Below are 17,287 nucleotides of genomic sequence, written 5' to 3' on the forward strand. Positions count from 1 at the left end.
AAAGGAAGGGATGCCCTTCATGGCGCTTAATTTTCATCAGCTCCATATCTTCTTTACAGTTGCGGAGCGGGGGAGCTTCTCGGCTGCTGCGCAAGCGCTTCACATGACTCAGCCTGCTGTGACGATGCAGATCCAGTCGTTGGAAGATTACTTTGGCACGAAGCTTCTGCAGCGTTCCACGAAGCGGATCGAGCTTACTGAAGCTGGACGAGCTCTGATGCCTTATGCAAGGCAAAGCATTGAACTCATTCGGGATACGGATGTGCAAATGTCCAAATTCACGAAGCAGCTCAAAGGCCGGTTGCAGCTCGGAGCCAGCTTAACAATTGGTGAATATATTTTGCCGCGGTTGCTCGGTCCGTTCGGAGCAGAGTATCCACATATCGCTATCAGCATGAAAGTAATGAACACGGCGCAAATCATGGAAGATATCCTCAATCATCAGCTGAACTTCGGCCTCGTTGAGGCGCCTGTCAATCATCCTGACATGCACATGGAAGCCGTTATGAGCGACGAGCTGAAGCTGATCGTCGGCAAATCTCACCCACTCGCAGGGTCGAAGGAAGTCGAGCTCGAAGATGTCATGACGTATCCATTCGTGCTGCGCGAGCAAGGCTCGGGTACCCGTCTCGTGATGGAAGACGTTCTGCGAGCGAAAAATATCGATCTGTCTACGATGAAGATTGTAATGGAGCTGGGCAGCACAGGTGCAGTCAAATCGGCTGTTGAAGCGGGGCTTGGAATCTCTTTTGTTTCGAGCTCATCGGTCAAGCATGAAATTGCGCTTGGCTTGATTCAGACCATTCCGATTAGGGATGTACAGTTCAAGCGGCAATTTTATTCCATCTTCTTAAAGTCAGCGCTGCTGCCAATCTCGGCGGTGACGTTCCTAACCTTTTTGAGAGAGAGGGATTTATACCAATGGCTGTAACGGGGAATGGACAGGCTGATTTGCATTCGCATACAACAGCGTCAGATGGTACGATGCGGCCAGCAGAGGTCGTAGCGCTCGCGAAGGAGCGAGGGCTTGGCGCTATTGCGATAACCGATCATGATACGGTAGACGGAATCAAGGAAGCACTGGAGGCGGGAGAGCGGTTAGCGATAACCGTCGTACCCGGTGTTGAAATTAGCACAGTTGCAGAAGGCCGCGATATTCATATGCTCGGCTACTATATCGACTGGCAGAACGATGAATGGCGAGCGAAGCTGGGGACGCTGGTTGCGGTGCGCGATCGCCGCAACGATATGATCGTCGAGAAGCTGTGTGAGCTTGGCTGCTTGATTACGATGGACGAGGTTATTGCGGAGGCGCGTGCTAAGGGCAAGGACAGCGGCTCGATCGGTCGGCCGCACATCGCAGCAGTGCTGGTGAACAAAGGCTACGTCAGCTCGATGCAAGAAGCGTTCGACCGCTATCTCGGCAGTGATGGCGCAGCGTACAGGAACCCGCCGAGGCTGCATCCCTTTGACGCGATTGCTTGGATTAAGGAAGCGGGCGGCACTTGTATTATCGCCCATCCGGGCTTGTATGGTAACGACGAGCTTGTTGAGCAGATTATCGCAGCAGGGGCAGATGGCATTGAGGTGTATCACTCTGACCATTCCGAGGCGGATGAGGTCCGTTATCTGGAGCTTGCGCAGCGTCACGGCTTAATTGTGACAGGCGGCTCGGATTATCATGGCGAGCGTCATGGACATGTATTTCACGGTGAGCTTGGATCGAAATCAGTTGGTATCGAAGTGTTGGAGCAACTGAATCGTAGATAAAAAAGACACGAGTTATGCGGCAGAAAGCGATCTGCAGCATGAGCTCGTGTCTTTTTTGTTTATTGCTTGATTACAGAAGGGAGTCCCTTAATGCGCGGCTCGTCTGGCGTAATGAACAGGGTCTTCTGATTGTCATAAATCACATAGCCAGGTTTGGCGCCGCTAGGCTTCTTCACATAGCGGATCAGCGTGTAATCGACGGGTACGGAACTGGACGACTTCGCTTGGCTAAAGTGAGCGGCAAGCATCGCAGCTTCCTCAAGCGTCTCATCGCCGAAGCTTGTCCCCCGGATAACGACGTGTGAGCCTGGAATGTCCTTTGTATGCAGCCAAGTATCATTCGGCGCAGAAGATTTGTTCGTTAGAAAATCATTCTGCGTATTGTTCTTCCCAACGAAGATCGGCACACCTTCGGAAGACGTGTAGCATAGCAGCGCCGGCTGCTTCGGCTTACGCTTCTTGGCGCCGCGCTTCTCGCGGGATCGCAAATAGCCTTGCTCGACGAGCTCATCGCGGATCTCGTCGATGTCAGATAACGAAGCGCTCTCGAGCTGCTGAAGCAGCGACTCCAGATAAGCCATCTCTTCCGATGTGCGTTCCATTTGTTCCGCTACAACGGTTAAACTGTTGCGATACTTCGTATATCTTTTGAAATACCGCTGTGCGTTCTGTGATGGCGTTAGAAGCGGATCGAGCGCAATCTTAATGATCGGCTGCTCTTCGTCGTAGTAATCGATGGTCTCGACAAAATCGTCTCCGCGTTGGATAGTATGCAGACTCATCGTGAGCAGCTCGCCGAGACTGCGGAACTTATCCGCATCCTTCGCTTCCTGCAGCGTTTCCGCAAGCTTACCTTGCTTCTTCACGTTCTTGTTCCGCTCATTTTGCAGAAACTTAATGAGATCGTTTGCACGCTGCTTGACGGTATCTCGCTGCGCTTTATCTCCGTAGAAGGCTTCTAAGCACAGGCTTACTGTCTCAAAAGTGACTACAGCGCCTTCCAGGTGTGTCAGCTCCGTTACGGAGAACGAAGGTTTGGAGCTAGACGATGCTGCGATCATCTGCGCCTCATACCGATTCGAGCGGAACTGTTCCATCATGTCACGGAAAGCTGGCCATACTCGCGCTGCATTCACATTGATGTGATCAGCGCCGTTCAGAAGCGGACTTGATTCATCGGCAGATGTGCTGCGGTGTATGATCTCCTTCGCCAGAAGTGGGCTGAGACCGCTGAATGCGCCGACAAGCAGTTGATTTAGCGTAATCGAAGTCGGGTCCGCCGCCTTCGGCACCGATCCGAAATGAATGCTGTCCTCATCTGGAATCGGCGGGTTGATGAGCGCGTCCGCGGTTTGCCTCAGCGCTACGGAGAAGGTCGCTTCATCGGCGATAGCCAGAGGATCGTCCTTGCCTTGTTCCGGCGGTGCGACATACGTCGTGCCCGGCATGATAACCCGGTAGCTGCTGATCATCGGCGTCACGTGATGAATGCCGTCATGAATCATCTCCGTCGCAGCGTCGACGAGAATGATGTTGCTGTGCTTGCCCATCAGCTCGATAATAATCCGTTTAAAGGACATGTCGCCTAGCTCATCGCGCTGCCTCACATCCAGATGAATAATGCGCTCATTGCCGACTTGGCGCACCGCTTCAATAACAGCGCCCTCGCAATGCTTGCGAAGCAGCATGCAGAACATCGGCGCTTCCATCGGGTTAATGAACGATTGCTCTGTGAAGTGGATGCGCGGATAAGTCGGGTTCGCCGATATGAGCAGCTTCCCTTGCACACCTCCGCCGCGAATTTGCAGCACAAGATCATGCGGACCTGGCTGATGTATTTTATAAATTCGTGCGCCTATACAAGCTTGCAGCTCGTGCGTTATGGCACGGGTAACGATTCCATCCAAAGCCATACTGATCTTCCCCTTTATATCTGATTCACTCTCTATCATGCCATAACTTGTACAAAAACTTAAGTGCTTGCTGGGATATTTTGCAGTTTGTCCGAATACAAATAGCCCATAGAGGCTGTCCGTCAGGCGGCAGGCTAACGGGAGGGAGACGGGGCATGGAACAAGGAAAGTGGCATCAAATGGAAACTGGCGAGCTGGCGCATTCGCTTGGAGCGAAACTAGATACCGGTCTTACAGCAAGCGCGGCTGCGGAGCGGCTCGTACAGACAGGACGCAATGAGCTGACAGAGGGGAAGAAGGCTTCTCCGATTATGCTGTTTCTTGGCCAGTTCAAAGATTTTATGGTTCTTGTGCTTATGGGGGCAACTCTAATTTCCGGGTTGCTTGGCGAGTATCTCGATGCAATTACGATCATTGCCATTATCGTCATTAACGCTGTGCTTGGTTTTGTACAAGAATTCCGTGCAGAGAAATCGCTTCGAGCGCTGAAAGCTTTATCAGCGCCTTTAGCGAAGGCGATTCGCGGTGGGGTGACGGTCATTGTGCCAGCAAACGAGCTCGTTCCTGGCGATATCGTTGAGCTTGAGAGCGGAGACCGTATTCCGGCGGACATCCGGTTTATCGAAGCGAATAGCTGCTATGCGGAAGAATCAGCGCTAACTGGTGAATCGGTTCCGGTTGGGAAGCATTGCAACCCGATTAGGGAAGACGAGCTGCCGCTTGGCGATATGCGAAACATCGGCTTCATGGGCACGATGATTACACGCGGTACGGCCAAAGGGATCGTTATTCGTACGGGCATGTCAACGGAGATGGGCAAAATCGCCAATCTCATTCAGCAGACCGAATCGATGGAAACACCGCTTCAGCACCGACTCGAGCAGCTTGGCAAAATCCTCATTATTGTGGCGCTGGCGCTCACTGTTATGGTTGTGCTCGCAGGTATTTTGCACGGTCAACCGCCATATGAAATGTTCCTCGCAGGCGTAAGCCTCGCGGTAGCTGCCATACCCGAAGGACTTCCGGCAATCGTTACAATTGCTCTTGCCCTTGGTGTACAGCGCATGATTAAACGGCGCGCAATCGTCCGCAAGCTGCCTTCCGTGGAGACACTAGGCTGCGCCTCGGTCATCTGTTCAGACAAGACGGGCACACTGACGCAAAATAAGATGACCGTTACAAAGCTATGGATCGGCGGGCACAACATGGACGTCACTGGCGAAGGCTACGAGCCTGCTGGCGGCTGCTTCGAGAACGGCAAAGCCATCGATGTGAAGCATGATCAGTCGCTGCGCAGATTGCTGCAAGTAGCAGCGCTTTGTAATAATTCGGTTGTCTCTAAAGTAGACGACGAGAGCGAAGCGGCGAAACGGAAGAAAGGCAAGTCCATTTTCATCCAGGACGAATGGGTATTGAAGGGCGACCCGACAGAGGGTGCACTTACAGTGCTTGCATCCAAGCTCGGTGTGTCAGCGAAGTCGATGGAGGGCATTTATCAGCGGGTGAAAGAATATCCGTTTGATTCCGAGCGTAAGCGTATGTCAGTGCTCGTGACTCATCAAGGCGGACGGTTGATCTGTACGAAAGGCGCACCAGATATGCTGATGGAGCAGTGCTCCTACGTTCTGTGGGATGGCAAAGTCGTACCGTTCACGGCAAGCCTGAAGCAGAAAGTGACGAATTCGGCAGAGACGATGGCGCAAAATGCGCTGCGTGTGCTCGGCTTCGCATACCGCGAGCTGCGTCCGCATGATGCAATTGAAGAGGAGTCGGATGTCGAGAATCAGCTCATCTTCGTCGGCCTCTCGGGCATGATTGATCCGCCTCGCCGCGAAGTGCGCGAAGCGATTGCGAACTGCCGCCGTGCAGGTATCAAGACCATTATGATTACAGGCGACCACCAGTTGACGGCGGAGGCTATCGCTGGGCAGCTCGGTATCATGCCGCGTGGCGGCTTGTCCATAAGCGGACAGCAGTTAAGCGGGATGAGCGAGGAGCAGCTGGATCGGTTAATCGACAATATTTACGTTTACGCTCGCGTATCTCCAGAGCATAAGCTTCGTATCGTAAAAGCACTGCAGCGCAAGGGACATGTTGTGGCGATGACTGGCGATGGCGTGAATGACGCACCGGCGATCAAAGCAGCGGATATCGGGATCTCGATGGGCATTACCGGCACCGATGTCTCGAAGGAAGCTTCGGCGCTTATCCTCAGTGACGATAACTTCTCCAGTATCGTCGCTGCAATTGAAGAGGGCCGCGGCATATACGAGAATATCCGCAAATTCATCCGGTATTTGCTCGCTTCCAATGTCGGCGAAATTCTGACGATGTTCCTTGCGATGATGGCAGGTTTGCCGCTTCCACTCGTACCGATCCAGATCCTGTGGGTCAATCTTGTAACAGACGGATTGCCTGCAATGGCGCTCGGCGTTGACCAATCCGAGAAGGATTTGATGCAGCAGAAGCCGCGCTCGGCGAAAGAAAATATTTTTGCAAGACGGCTTGGCTGGAAAATCATTAGCCGAGGCATTCTGATCGGCGTCTGTACGCTCGGCGCATTCTGGATTACGCTGCAGATCGCACCGAAGAGTCCGGGGAATCTCGTGCATGCGCAGACGGTTGCTTTTGCCACACTCGTTATGGCTCAGCTCATTCACGTCTTCGACTGTCGCAGCTCGCGCTCGATCTTCCATCGTAACATCCTACAAAATAAATACTTGCTCTTCGCGGTGCTCTCATCGGTGCTGCTCATGCTCGGCGTGCTCTATATCGACGCGCTGCAGCCAATCTTCAAGACGGTGCCGCTTGGCCTCCGCGACTGGTGTCTTGTCCTCGTAGCCGCAGGCATTCCGACGTTCTTAATGGGCATCGGCAGCGTGCTCGGCACGACAGAGAAAAAGAAAAAGTCCAAGTGGCCGCTTTCAGGGCCGAAATCAGTTACAAGATAATAGATAGGTACAAGATAAAGGGAGAGCCGGCGCTGGTCGCTGGCTTTTTTGTTTTTTGAGTTTGCTGGTACAAAGAAAAAACGTAAACTCCCCACCGACCCCACGGAACCCAACAACCGATTGCACCAACCGCACCAGTCCTCTTAACCTTCACCTAAGGTTATAGTTTATACTTAATGTATAGGAAGGGTGGAGCGGATATGAAAATCAATGAATTAGCACAGAAGCTGCATATAACGCCGAGAGCGATCCGATTATATGAGTCAAAAGGATTGCTTAGCCCAACACGCGGTGAAGAGAATGGTTACCGCTACTATTCGGATCATGATGCTTGGCGGCTTCAAACCATTGCGTCGCTGCGCGAAATGGGACTGAGCCTTGAGCAAATCAAAGCATTGATGGAGAAGTTGGATCAAGGCGACTCTGCATCAGTTCATCACTATCTGGAGCTGCAGCGAATGGCGCTCTATGAGAAATGGACCAGGTGGAAGCACGTAATCGGAACGCTTGACGAGCTTATCGAACGACTGGAAACGAAGCAGACGCTAGTGCTCGATGATTTGTTCCAGCTGTCTGGCGATTTGCAGCACATCCATGAAAGTGTGTCGACATGGAAGGATACATGGGAATTCGACCGAATCGCGCCGAGCTTCGATGGATCGCCAGCATTACTGTCTAGCGGATCTTCATTATCTCAGAGTGAATATGAGACAGTGCTTGATTTTATCGTGCAATGGGTAGCGCCGAAGCAAGGTGAGGAAGGGCTGGATATTGGGACAGGTACGGGTAATTTGGCAGGTAGGCTGCTGCATGGTCGAGCGTCTATGTCGGCGATTGACCAGTCGAAGGAGATGCTCGCGCGGTGTCGAGAGAAGTACCCCTCCATTGCGACGAAGCTTGGTAATGCACTGGCACTGCCTTTTCTGGACAAGCAGTTCTCGTTCCTCGTATCGGCGTTCGCGCTTCACCACTTGGATGCGAAGCAGCAGGAGCTGGCGCTTGCGGAGATGAATCGTGTGCTAAGGCCAAACGGTCGGATCTGCATTGCTGGACTTATGTACGACGGGCTTGGTGGCGGAGCGTTTGAGAAGGAAGGGTCAAGCGGCAAGCATCCAATCGATCGGGCGAAGCTGCTTCGTTGGTTCTATGAGCATGAATACATAACGGTTCAGCATGCGGTGAATGAATGGATTCACGTCGTTTATGCAGTGCGTAAATATTAGGTGAAATCGGGAGTTGACCTTGACCTTACGTTAGATTTTATGGTGATGAGGGAAGAACCTAATTGACGAGATTGGAGTGTGTAAGCAATGCCGAATCATGATCGAATTTATCAAAGTGAAGCGGAAAGGTACGATCGGCTGATTTCACGCGAGGATGTTTCGAATAACCTGCTCAAGACAATGCGAAAAGTAAGCCCAGAGTTGTCTGACCTTCATGTTGCTGATCTCGGCGCGGGTACAGGGAGACTGACAACGATGCTCGCGCCTCTGGTGCGCTCGATCGTTGCTATTGACTCTTCGGAGTCGATGTTGGAGGTGGCGACAGCGAAGCTTCGCGGGATGGGGGCGGAGAATTGGCTGACGAAAGTCGGTTATCACGACGAAATGCCATTGGCTGATAACTCGATTGACTTACTTACGGCAGGGTGGACCATCTGCTACTCAACAAGCTCGAACAATTCGGATTGGCGTGAGCAGTTAGAACGAATTATGGATGAGATTTCCCGTGTTCTTCGTCCGGAGGGCACAGTTATCATCTTCGAAAATTTCGGTACAGGGACAGAGCAGCCAAGTCCTCCGGATTTCTTAACAAGTTATTACAATGCTTTGGAGCAAGACTTCGGATTTGAGCACGTAGCGATTCGAACGGATTATCAATTTGAGTCGACAGAAGAAGCGGTGGAGCTTATTCGTTTCTTCTTTGGCGAAGCATTTAGCAGCGGGATAGAAGCGAGCGGGCGAACGAGTTTCCCGGAGTGGACGGGGGTTTGGTGGAAGAGGCTTTAGGTTGTTGAATTGGTTACCAAGAATGGCGCAGCCATAAGGAGCGACGCAGTCGCAAGGAGGGGCGCAGCCGCTCCAAATTGATCCTCAGGTTACCAGGAGTGGCGCAGCCATAAGGAACGACGCAGTCGCAAGGAGTGGCGCAGCCTCTCCGAGGCAATCTCGTCATTGGTTTACCAACTAACCTATCCGCCAGAAAACTGGCGGCCATCAGATTACCAGGGAGGGAGCGCAGCTCCCCCCTCAGGTAATCATCAACATCCCTTCCGCGCCAAAAGTAAAGTGTGTCCCGCCAGGGACGAAAACGATCCCCAGCACAGCACACCCACACCCGCACCTCTATAACTTCGATCGTTCCCATGGTCCCGCGAAGGCGGGACACCAGGTAGCTCGCGAGCGCCAAACGTCAAAGTGGGTCCCGTCAGGGACGTAAACGAGGACTAGCACGTACGATCTCAACCGCGCTTCTCTCAAGCTCCATCGTTATACCATTCGGGTGTCCAGAGGGTGAAACCCTTGGGGTCCCCCTTCGGGAAGGGGGATTTAGGGGGAAGCATAAAGTGCAAGGAAGTGTTCCAAAAATGCAAAGATTAAAGTACACTAAATAAATTATAATGTTTGCAACAATAGTTTTCAGGGGAGTGCGAGTAAATGAACTTTACAAAAATGCATGGACTAGGAAACGACTTTATCGTCGTAGCAGGGGAAACACAATTACCAGATAACGTAGCTCAGCTCGCAGAACAGCTCTGCAACCGCTTCTTCGGTATCGGCGCAGACGGTCTTGTTTATATTTTGCCTTCAGAAAAAGCAGACTTTCGGATGCGCATTATCAACTCGGACGGCTCGGAAGCGGAGCAATGCGGCAACGCAATCCGCTGCGTAGCGAAGTACGTCTACGATAATGGCCTCACAGATAAAGAATCACTCACAATTGAGACGCTCGGCGCTGGCGTGCAAGAAGTGCAGCTGACGGTCGATAATGGCAAAGTTGTGCTCGTTCGCGTTAACATGGGGCAGCCAATTCTCGAAGGTCTCAAAGTGCCGACGACTATTGATGCAAACCCAGTCATTAACCAATCCATTGAAGTAGATGGTCGCGAATTCAAGTTTACAGCTGTCTCGATGGGCAACCCGCACTGCGTCATCTACGTCGACGACGCGGTTAATTTCGACCTAGCAGTATGGGGGCCGAAGCTCGAAGTACACCCGCTCTTCCCGCGCAAAATCAACGTGGAATTCGTTACGGTACGTTCGAAAGACTTCACAGATATGCGTGTATGGGAGCGCGGCGCAGGCCCAACGCTGGCATGCGGAACTGGCGCTTGCGCGACAGTTGTAGCATCCGTGCTGAACGGCTATACGGATCGTACAGCAACGGTATCGCTTAAAGGCGGCGACTTGCTGATCGAATGGAATGAAGAAAGCAACTTTGTATATATGAGTGGCCCAGCAGCAGAAGTGTTCCGCGGTACAGTTTAAGCTAGCAGCTAGCTCAGAGAAAAAGGGAGTTTTGAATATGAAACCGGATTTTCGAGAGGCGCTCACGAAGCGCATCTTGACCGGGGACGGCGCGATGGGAACCTACCTGTATGGGATGGGGTTCCCTGTCGGCGTTTCATACGAAGAATTTAATTTAATTCGTCCCCACGTCATCGAAGATGTGCACCGCCGTTATTATGAAGCAGGGGCACGCGTAATTGAAACCAATACATTCTCAGCTAACCTTGCGAGTCTGTCGAACTATGGCTTGGACAGCGAAGTCGAAGCGATCAACCGGGCTGGCGTTCGTATTGCTCGGGCAGCGGTCGGTCGCGACGCTTATGTTGTCGGTGCGGTAGGTTCGATACGGGCAGGCAAGCGTAAAAATATCGCCGAAGCGCAGCTTGAGCAGCTGTTCCGTCAGCAAATGGACGCCTTGTTACAGGAAGGTGCCGACGGACTGCTGCTTGAGACGTTTTATGATCTGGAAGAGGCACTGCTTGCACTTCGTATCGCACGCTCGTTATCGGATGTGCCAGTCATCACTCAATTTGCCGTTGAGAAGGATGCGGTTACGCAAGACGGTGTACCGCTCGCTGCGGCATTCGAACAGCTGAAGCAAGCTGGAGCAGATGTGGTCGGTTTTAACTGCAGAAGCGGCCCGAATGGCATCCTCCGCGCGATAGACGCTATCGTAGGCGACATTCCATTGCCTTTGTCGGTATTCCCGAATGCAGGGATTCCGGATTATGTTGACGGTAAATATACGTTTACAGCATCACCGGAGTATTTTGCCGAGTCAGCACGGAAGTTCGCAGATCGCGGAGCACGCATCATTGGCGGTTGCTGCGGTACGACGCCAGAGCATATTGCGGCCATCTCTGCTGCGCTAAACGGATATGTACCACAGCAGTCATCAGGAACACGCGATATAGAACCAGTCTCACAAGCAGAATCCATTCAAGTTAAAGAAGCATTCGTACCGCCTGCACAATCAGAACCGAACATCGTCGACATGGTTAAGGAGCGACATACCGTTATAGTCGAATTGGATCCGCCGCGTGATTTGGATATTCAGAAGTTTATGGCAGGAGCCAAAGCGCTGAATGAAGTGAAGGCAGATGCCGTCACGATGGCGGACAACTCCTTGGCGGTCACGCGTATGAGCAATATTGCGCTTGCCGCACTCGTTCAACAGCAAGCCGGCATCCGGCCGCTTGTCCATATTGCATGCCGCGACCGTAATCTAATCGGCACGCAGTCGCATATGATGGGTCTAGATGCGCTCGGGATAGACCATGTTCTTGCTGTAACAGGCGATCCTGCAAGATTCGGCGATTTGCCCGATTCCAGCTCGGTCTATGATCTCACCTCTTTCGAGATGATTCGTATGATCAAGCAGTTGAATGAAGGTATTGCCTTCTCCGGCAAACCGCTCAAGCAGAAAGCGAAATTCGTTACAGGGGCTGCATTTAACCCGAACGTCAAATATTTGGACAAGGCGATTCAGCGTCTGGAGCGCAAAATCGAATCCGGCGCAGATTACATCATGACGCAGCCTGTCTACGATAAAGAATTGATCATCCGTGTAGCGGAAGCGACGAAGCATCTGTCCGTACCGGTATTCATCGGCATTATGCCGCTCGCAAGCGGTAGGAACGCCGAATATCTCCATAATGAAGTGCCAGGCATTCAGTTGTCGGACGAAGTGCGGAAGCGGATGGCTGGACTTGAAGGCGAAGCAGGCCGCGCAGAAGGCGTAACAATCGCGGAAGAGCTGTTGGATACGGCACTGGAACATTTCAAAGGAATCTATCTGATAACTCCTTTCATGTTCTATGAAATGACGGTCCAGCTGACGGATTATGTTTGGCGAAAAACGAGCAAAATAACGAGGTAAGCTCGTAATTTCTCTTGTTTACGCTTTAACACTTGTTCGTCTGTCCAAAATGAATTAGAATAGATCTTGGATGCACTTGCCATGCCGCCCCGAATGCGTTAAAATAGGGGACCTGACCAAGTGACTTATTTGACGGGTTTAATCGGCTGGCGTTACGTATGCTCCGGACTTTTTTCGTCAAGAATAGTGCAATATTCTGTGGATTTCTCTGACATTTACAGAGGAATTCGACTCCATCATTCTTGCGCTTATCTATACATCGTGTTCTTATTGCATACTCATGCACGAGAGATACCGGAGGGGAACTTAAATGGCCATTAAGCTCATTAACATCGGTTTCGGAAACATCGTTTCCGCCAATCGGATCATATCGATTGTAAGTCCTGAATCGGCGCCGATTAAACGTATTATTCAAGAGGCACGCGACCGTCATATGTTGATTGACGCTACATATGGACGCCGCACACGCGCTGTTATTATTACGGACAGCGATCACGTTATTCTATCGGCTGTGCAGCCAGAGACTGTTGCGCACAGACTATCGACCAAGGATGACGATCACGACGAATAGTGACGGGGAGTTATATGAAAAGAGGATTATTAATTGTACTTTCGGGCCCTTCAGGTGTAGGCAAGGGTACGGTTTGCGCAGAGCTGCGGCATAAGCAGAGTGATCTTATTTATTCGGTATCTGCGACAACAAGGTCGCCTCGCCAGGGAGAGACCGACGGAATCAATTATTTTTTTAAGAGTAAAGAACAATTTCAAGATATGATCGCGAAGGATGCGCTGCTCGAATTTGCGGAGTATGTCGGCAATTATTACGGCACACCGCGTGATTTCGTAGAACGCACGCTTGCTTCGGGTAAAGATATTATTCTTGAGATTGAAGTGCAAGGCGCACTTAAGGTTAAAGAGAAATTCCCTCAAGGTGTGTTTATCTTCTTGGTGCCGCCGTCACTTGATGAGCTGAAACAGCGCATTACCGGTCGCGGTACGGAGAATGCCGATATTATTGATCATCGCATGAACGTTGCGGTGGAAGAGATGAGCCTTATTCATTACTACGATTATGCTGTCGTTAACGATCAGATTGATGCGGCATGTCATCGGATTCAATCCATTATTGAAGCCGAGCATTGCCGGAAAGAACGGTTTATCGAACAGCTTGAAGAAGTGAAAGAGGCTTCTGAGAAAGCGTGAGGGGTGAAGGAAATTGCTATATCCATCCATTGATGAAATGATGAAGAAGGTAGACAGTAAGTACTCCCTTGTTGTTGCAGCATCCCGTCGTGCAAGAATGCTAAGAGACGGAAGCAAGACAGAGATCCGCTCGCCGAGATCGCACAAGTTCGTCGGTGTTGCGCTTGAAGAAATTTATCAAGATATCCTTGTTGTTGAAAGCACGTTGAACAAGAAGGACTAGCTTAGGAAAGTCATGATGGTGAATCAATAACAACCCTCGAGGTTGTTATTTTTTTAGCCGTATTGACGTATGCAAAGGCGAGAGGAGTGGTCTGCCATGCTGCAAGGCAAAACGATTGTGCTTGGCATTTCCGGCGGAATCGCGGCTTATAAGGCGGCGACGATCTGCAGCAGGTTAGTCCAGGCAGGTGCGCAAGTACGGGTCATCATGACGGAATCGGCGACGAAGTTTATTACACCGCTGACGCTGCAAACTTTGTCGCGGCACCAGGTCTACTTAGAGACATTCGATGAATTCGACCCTTCGGTGGTCGCTCATATTAACGTTGCAGATAGCGCCGATTTGGTCGTAATTGCTCCGGCGACCGCTAATATTTTGGCGAAAATGGCAAACGGATTAGCAGATGATATGCTGAGTACGACTTTGCTTGCAACGACAGCGCCGATCATGGTCGCTCCTGCGATGAATGTACATATGTATGCGCATCCTGCGGTTGCACGCAATATGGATATTTTAGCGGAAAGAGGCGTTCGTTTCGTTGAACCGGGAACGGGTTTGCTCGCTTGCGGTTACGTTGGGAAAGGGCGTCTAGCTGAGCCAGAAGATATCGTATTTGCGGTGCAGCAATGGTTCGCGCAAAGCCGGGAGCTTGAAGGCAAGAAAGTGCTTGTGACCGCTGGCGGAACGATGGAGCGGCTTGATCCGGTTCGGTATCTGACGAATGATTCTTCGGGGAAAATGGGGTTCGCGTTAGCGGAAGCCGCTGTGAATCGAGGCGCAGACGTCACTCTAATTGCGGCGCGTACAACAGCAGAACCAGTGGCTGGCGTGACCACCGTTCACGTGGAGTCAGCCGAAGAGATGCTGGAGGCAGTGCTTGAGCGGTATGACTCGGCAGATCTCGTCATCAAAGCGGCGGCTGTGGCCGATTACCGCCCTGTGGCGAAAGCGAGCACCAAGATCAAGAAGGGCAATGAGAAGCTCGTGCTTGAGCTTGAGCGGACTACTGACATCTTGAAGACACTTGGCGATCGTAAAAAACATCAGTTTCTGGTCGGCTTCGCAGCAGAAACGGAGCAGCTAGCCCGTTATGCAATGGACAAGCTGAAGCGCAAGAACTGCGACCTCATCGTTGGGAACGATGTGTCGCAAGAAGGCGCTGGATTTAACGTTGATACGAATATTGTGCACATTTTCGGCGACGAAGGACTTGTCGAATCATTGCCGATGCTTAGTAAACGTGAAGTGGCGAATAGGCTGCTGACGCGGATTACGCAGCGGATGAAAGCCGCCCAGGGGGCCGCGGAATGATCGCGAAAGTCATTGTTGATGTGCCGAGCCGGGCGACGGATCGGCCTTTTGACTATACAATCCCGCAGCAGCTGCAAGGCTGGGTGGAGGTCGGCAGCCGAGTTGGCGTTCCGTTCGGCGGACGCGTGCTGCAGGGGTTCGTCATCGGCATCGCGGACCATGCAGATATAGATGTAGTGAAGCTGAAGCCAATCACCGAGCTGCTGGACCATATTCCACCGCTGTCGCCGGATCTCGTCGAGCTGGCAATTTGGATCAGCGATAAATATTGCTGTACGCTTACAGCTGCACTGCAAGTGATGATCCCTGCTGCTCTGAAAGGGAAAGCGGATTCGGTCGTTACGCTCGTGGATGAGGAGCTTGAGAACAGCTTGCTTGGAGAAGAAGCCTGGCTGCAATACATACGCCAAAATAGTGGATCGCTGCGAATGGCTGCGCTCCAAGAGCGGTTTCCAGAAGACTCCGCTGCCATTAAAGCTGCGGTAAAGCAGGGACTTCTAACGGAGCAGGTGACGATCAGGGACCGGCTCTCTGTCCGGAAAGTGCTTACCGTCTTCCCCCCGGACAATGAAGCGTTGGCGCTAGAGGCGTTGCATAATTATCCGGCAAGAGCAGCGAAGCAGCAGGAAGTGCTTCGTTATATGCTGGAACAACGCGAGCCAATTGCAATGACGACGCTCGTTGAAGCGTTATCGACGACTTCTGGCACCGTTCGTGCAGTTGCGGATAAAGGCTTGCTAGAGATCAGGGAGATGGAACAGAGCCGCGATCCATACGCGGGTCGTCATTTCAAACGTACAGAGCCGCTCCCGTTGACAGAAAGTCAGCAAGCGGTGTATGAAGAGATTGCTGACTCGCTCGATGCAGAGCAGTCTCGTGTTTTCCTTCTTCACGGAGTGACCGGCAGCGGCAAAACAGAAGTATATCTGCAGACGATCGAACACAGCTTGCAGCATGAGCGGCAGGCGATCGTGCTTGTGCCGGAGATCTCGTTGACGCCTCAAATGGTGGAGCGGTTCAAAGGTCGCTTCGGCGATTTGGTCGCCGTCATGCACAGCCGTTTATCGAACGGTGAGCGGTATGACGAATGGCGCAAAATCCGCGAGGGTCGCGCGCAGGTTGTAGTTGGCGCAAGATCCGCGATTTTCGCACCTTTTGACCGTATTGGCCTCATTATTATAGATGAAGAGCATGAGTCTTCTTATAAACAAGAGGAGACGCCAAAGTACCATGCGCGCGATGTTGCGGTGAGAAGAGCAAGGCAGCATGGCGCAGCCGTTGTACTCGGCTCGGCAACGCCATCGTTGGAGAGCTTCGCGGCGGCTTCGCGTATCGTTTCTGCAAGTAGCGAGGCAACAGGTGTGGCCGCTGCCAAAGCAACAGGAGGCGCAGCCTTATTACCGATGCCGACTCGAGTTGGCGGGCGCCCGATGCCGAAGGTGCATCTCATTGACATGCGTGATGAGCTGAAGGACGGCAATCGCTCGATGTTCAGCCGGCAGCTGCACGAAGCGCTGCTTGATCGGCTTGAGCGAGGTGAGCAGTCCGTGCTGCTATTGAACCGCAGAGGCTATTCGACGTTCGTCATGTGCCGCTCCTGCGGCTATACCGCGCAATGTCCGCACTGTGATATATCGCTGACGTATCATCAGAAGTCGCGCGTCCTGCGCTGTCATTATTGCGGTCATGCCGAGCAAGCGCCAGAGAAATGCCCGTCCTGTGAGAGTGAGCATATCCGCTTCTTCGGCACAGGCACGCAGCGGGTGGAAGAGGAGCTCGCGAAGCTGTTCCCTGGCATCCGCGTCATTCGGATGGATGTCGATACGACGACCGAGAAGGGCTCCCACGAGAAGTGGCTCACCATGTTCGGCGAGCGTAAAGCTGATGTGCTGCTTGGCACGCAGATGGTAGCCAAAGGGCTCGATTTCCCATTCGTTACGTTAGTCGGAGTTATTGCGGCGGATACTTCGCTGCATCTGCCGGACTTCCGTGCTGCTGAGAAGACCTTTCAACTGTTGACCCAAGTGGCGGGGCGCGCGGGAAGGCACGAGTTGCCTGGCGAAGTTGTCGTGCAAACCTACAACCCTGAGCACTACGCGATCGTTTCAGCACAGCATCACGACTACGCGGCTTTTGTGCAGGAAGAGCTGAAGCATAGGCGCTTCATGGGCTACCCGCCATTTTGCCGGCTTATTGTGGTGACGCTCTCTGATGAGCAGCTGCCGCTTCTCATTACGACAGGCGAGAAGTTGGCATCAGCGCTGCGCCAGCTTGCATATGAATCAGGCATCAAAGGTTCCATTGATAGTGATGGCACGCGATTTATTGATATTCTGGGGCCAGTCGCTTCGCCGATTCCGCGCATGAAGGATCGATATCGTTTTCAATGTATGGTAAAATATCGGGGAAATGTGAACGCAAACGAGCTGCTGAAGCAGGCGATCAGCATGCTCCCGGGGTCGCAAGGGCAGCCTCCGGTTCAGATTAGCGTGGACGTTGATCCGCAAATGATTTTATAACATGACTGT

The 17,287-nt window shown here is 52.2% G+C and carries 13 protein-coding genes; 12 read left to right on the forward strand and 1 reads right to left on the reverse strand.

The window, feature by feature from the left end; translation table 11 throughout:
• Positions 1–19 precede the first annotated feature (19 nt).
• Together BMY11_RS03530 and BMY11_RS03535 are read left to right on the forward strand one after the other, a co-directional pair.
• Positions 20–931 carry a selenium metabolism-associated LysR family transcriptional regulator gene (locus BMY11_RS03530; RefSeq protein WP_090573065.1) on the forward strand — a complete coding sequence of 304 codons (912 nt, stop codon included), beginning with the start codon at positions 20–22 and terminating at the stop codon, positions 929–931.
• The gene (locus BMY11_RS03535; RefSeq protein WP_090573066.1) at positions 922–1,770 is read left to right on the forward strand and encodes a PHP domain-containing protein; all 849 of its coding nucleotides are present in this window, start codon (positions 922–924) and stop codon (positions 1,768–1,770) included. Before BMY11_RS03530 ends, BMY11_RS03535 begins: the two co-directional genes overlap by 10 nt.
• A gap of 59 nt (positions 1,771–1,829) precedes the next feature.
• Here the strand turns inward: BMY11_RS03535 and BMY11_RS03540 are convergent, their stop codons facing one another.
• Positions 1,830–3,683 (reverse strand): Rqc2 family fibronectin-binding protein, encoded by a 1,854-nt coding sequence (locus BMY11_RS03540; RefSeq protein WP_090573067.1) that lies wholly within the window; start codon positions 3,681–3,683, stop codon positions 1,830–1,832.
• Positions 3,684–3,838: 155 nt separating this feature from the next.
• Between BMY11_RS03540 and BMY11_RS03545 the strand changes: the two genes are divergently transcribed.
• The 10 genes from BMY11_RS03545 to priA all read left to right on the forward strand — a co-directional run bounded on the left by BMY11_RS03545 (position 3,839) and on the right by priA (position 17,278).
• Positions 3,839–6,634 carry a calcium-translocating P-type ATPase, SERCA-type gene (locus tag BMY11_RS03545; protein WP_090573068.1) on the forward strand — a complete coding sequence of 932 codons (2,796 nt, stop codon included), beginning with the start codon at positions 3,839–3,841 and terminating at the stop codon, positions 6,632–6,634.
• 200 nt (positions 6,635–6,834) lie between these two features.
• Positions 6,835–7,857, forward strand: coding sequence for a MerR family transcriptional regulator (locus BMY11_RS03550; protein WP_177182476.1), 1,023 nt, complete (start codon positions 6,835–6,837; stop codon positions 7,855–7,857).
• A gap of 87 nt (positions 7,858–7,944) precedes the next feature.
• A complete protein-coding gene (locus BMY11_RS03555; protein WP_090573070.1) occupies positions 7,945–8,643 on the forward strand; it encodes a class I SAM-dependent methyltransferase in 699 nt (232 codons plus the stop codon).
• 648 nt (positions 8,644–9,291) lie between these two features.
• Positions 9,292–10,122, forward strand: a complete 831-nt coding sequence (gene dapF / locus BMY11_RS03560; protein ID WP_090573071.1) for a diaminopimelate epimerase — start codon at positions 9,292–9,294, stop codon at positions 10,120–10,122.
• 37 nt (positions 10,123–10,159) lie between these two features.
• Complete coding sequence (locus tag BMY11_RS03565; RefSeq protein ID WP_090573072.1) at positions 10,160–12,022, forward strand: bifunctional homocysteine S-methyltransferase/methylenetetrahydrofolate reductase; 1,863 nt, start codon at positions 10,160–10,162, stop codon at positions 12,020–12,022.
• A gap of 310 nt (positions 12,023–12,332) precedes the next feature.
• The gene (gene remA, locus BMY11_RS03570) at positions 12,333–12,593 is read left to right on the forward strand and encodes an extracellular matrix/biofilm regulator RemA (protein ID WP_020615370.1); all 261 of its coding nucleotides are present in this window, start codon (positions 12,333–12,335) and stop codon (positions 12,591–12,593) included.
• A gap of 14 nt (positions 12,594–12,607) precedes the next feature.
• Positions 12,608–13,225: a guanylate kinase gene (gene gmk, locus BMY11_RS03575; RefSeq protein WP_090573073.1), complete on the forward strand. Its 618-nt coding sequence runs from the start codon at positions 12,608–12,610 to the stop codon at positions 13,223–13,225.
• A 13-nt stretch (positions 13,226–13,238) separates the two neighbouring features.
• Positions 13,239–13,448, forward strand: coding sequence for a DNA-directed RNA polymerase subunit omega (gene rpoZ / locus BMY11_RS03580; protein WP_090573074.1), 210 nt, complete (start codon positions 13,239–13,241; stop codon positions 13,446–13,448).
• A 96-nt stretch (positions 13,449–13,544) separates the two neighbouring features.
• Positions 13,545–14,759, forward strand: coding sequence for a bifunctional phosphopantothenoylcysteine decarboxylase/phosphopantothenate--cysteine ligase CoaBC (gene coaBC, locus BMY11_RS03585; protein WP_090573075.1), 1,215 nt, complete (start codon positions 13,545–13,547; stop codon positions 14,757–14,759).
• The gene (gene priA, locus BMY11_RS03590) at positions 14,756–17,278 is read left to right on the forward strand and encodes a primosomal protein N' (protein ID WP_090573076.1); all 2,523 of its coding nucleotides are present in this window, start codon (positions 14,756–14,758) and stop codon (positions 17,276–17,278) included. The genes coaBC and priA overlap by 4 nt, the downstream gene beginning before the upstream one ends.
• Positions 17,279–17,287: the final 9 nt, after the last annotated feature.

The sequence above is a fragment of the Paenibacillus sp. OV219 genome (assembly GCF_900110075.1).
Taxonomy (GTDB): domain Bacteria; phylum Bacillota; class Bacilli; order Paenibacillales; family Paenibacillaceae; genus Paenibacillus_Z.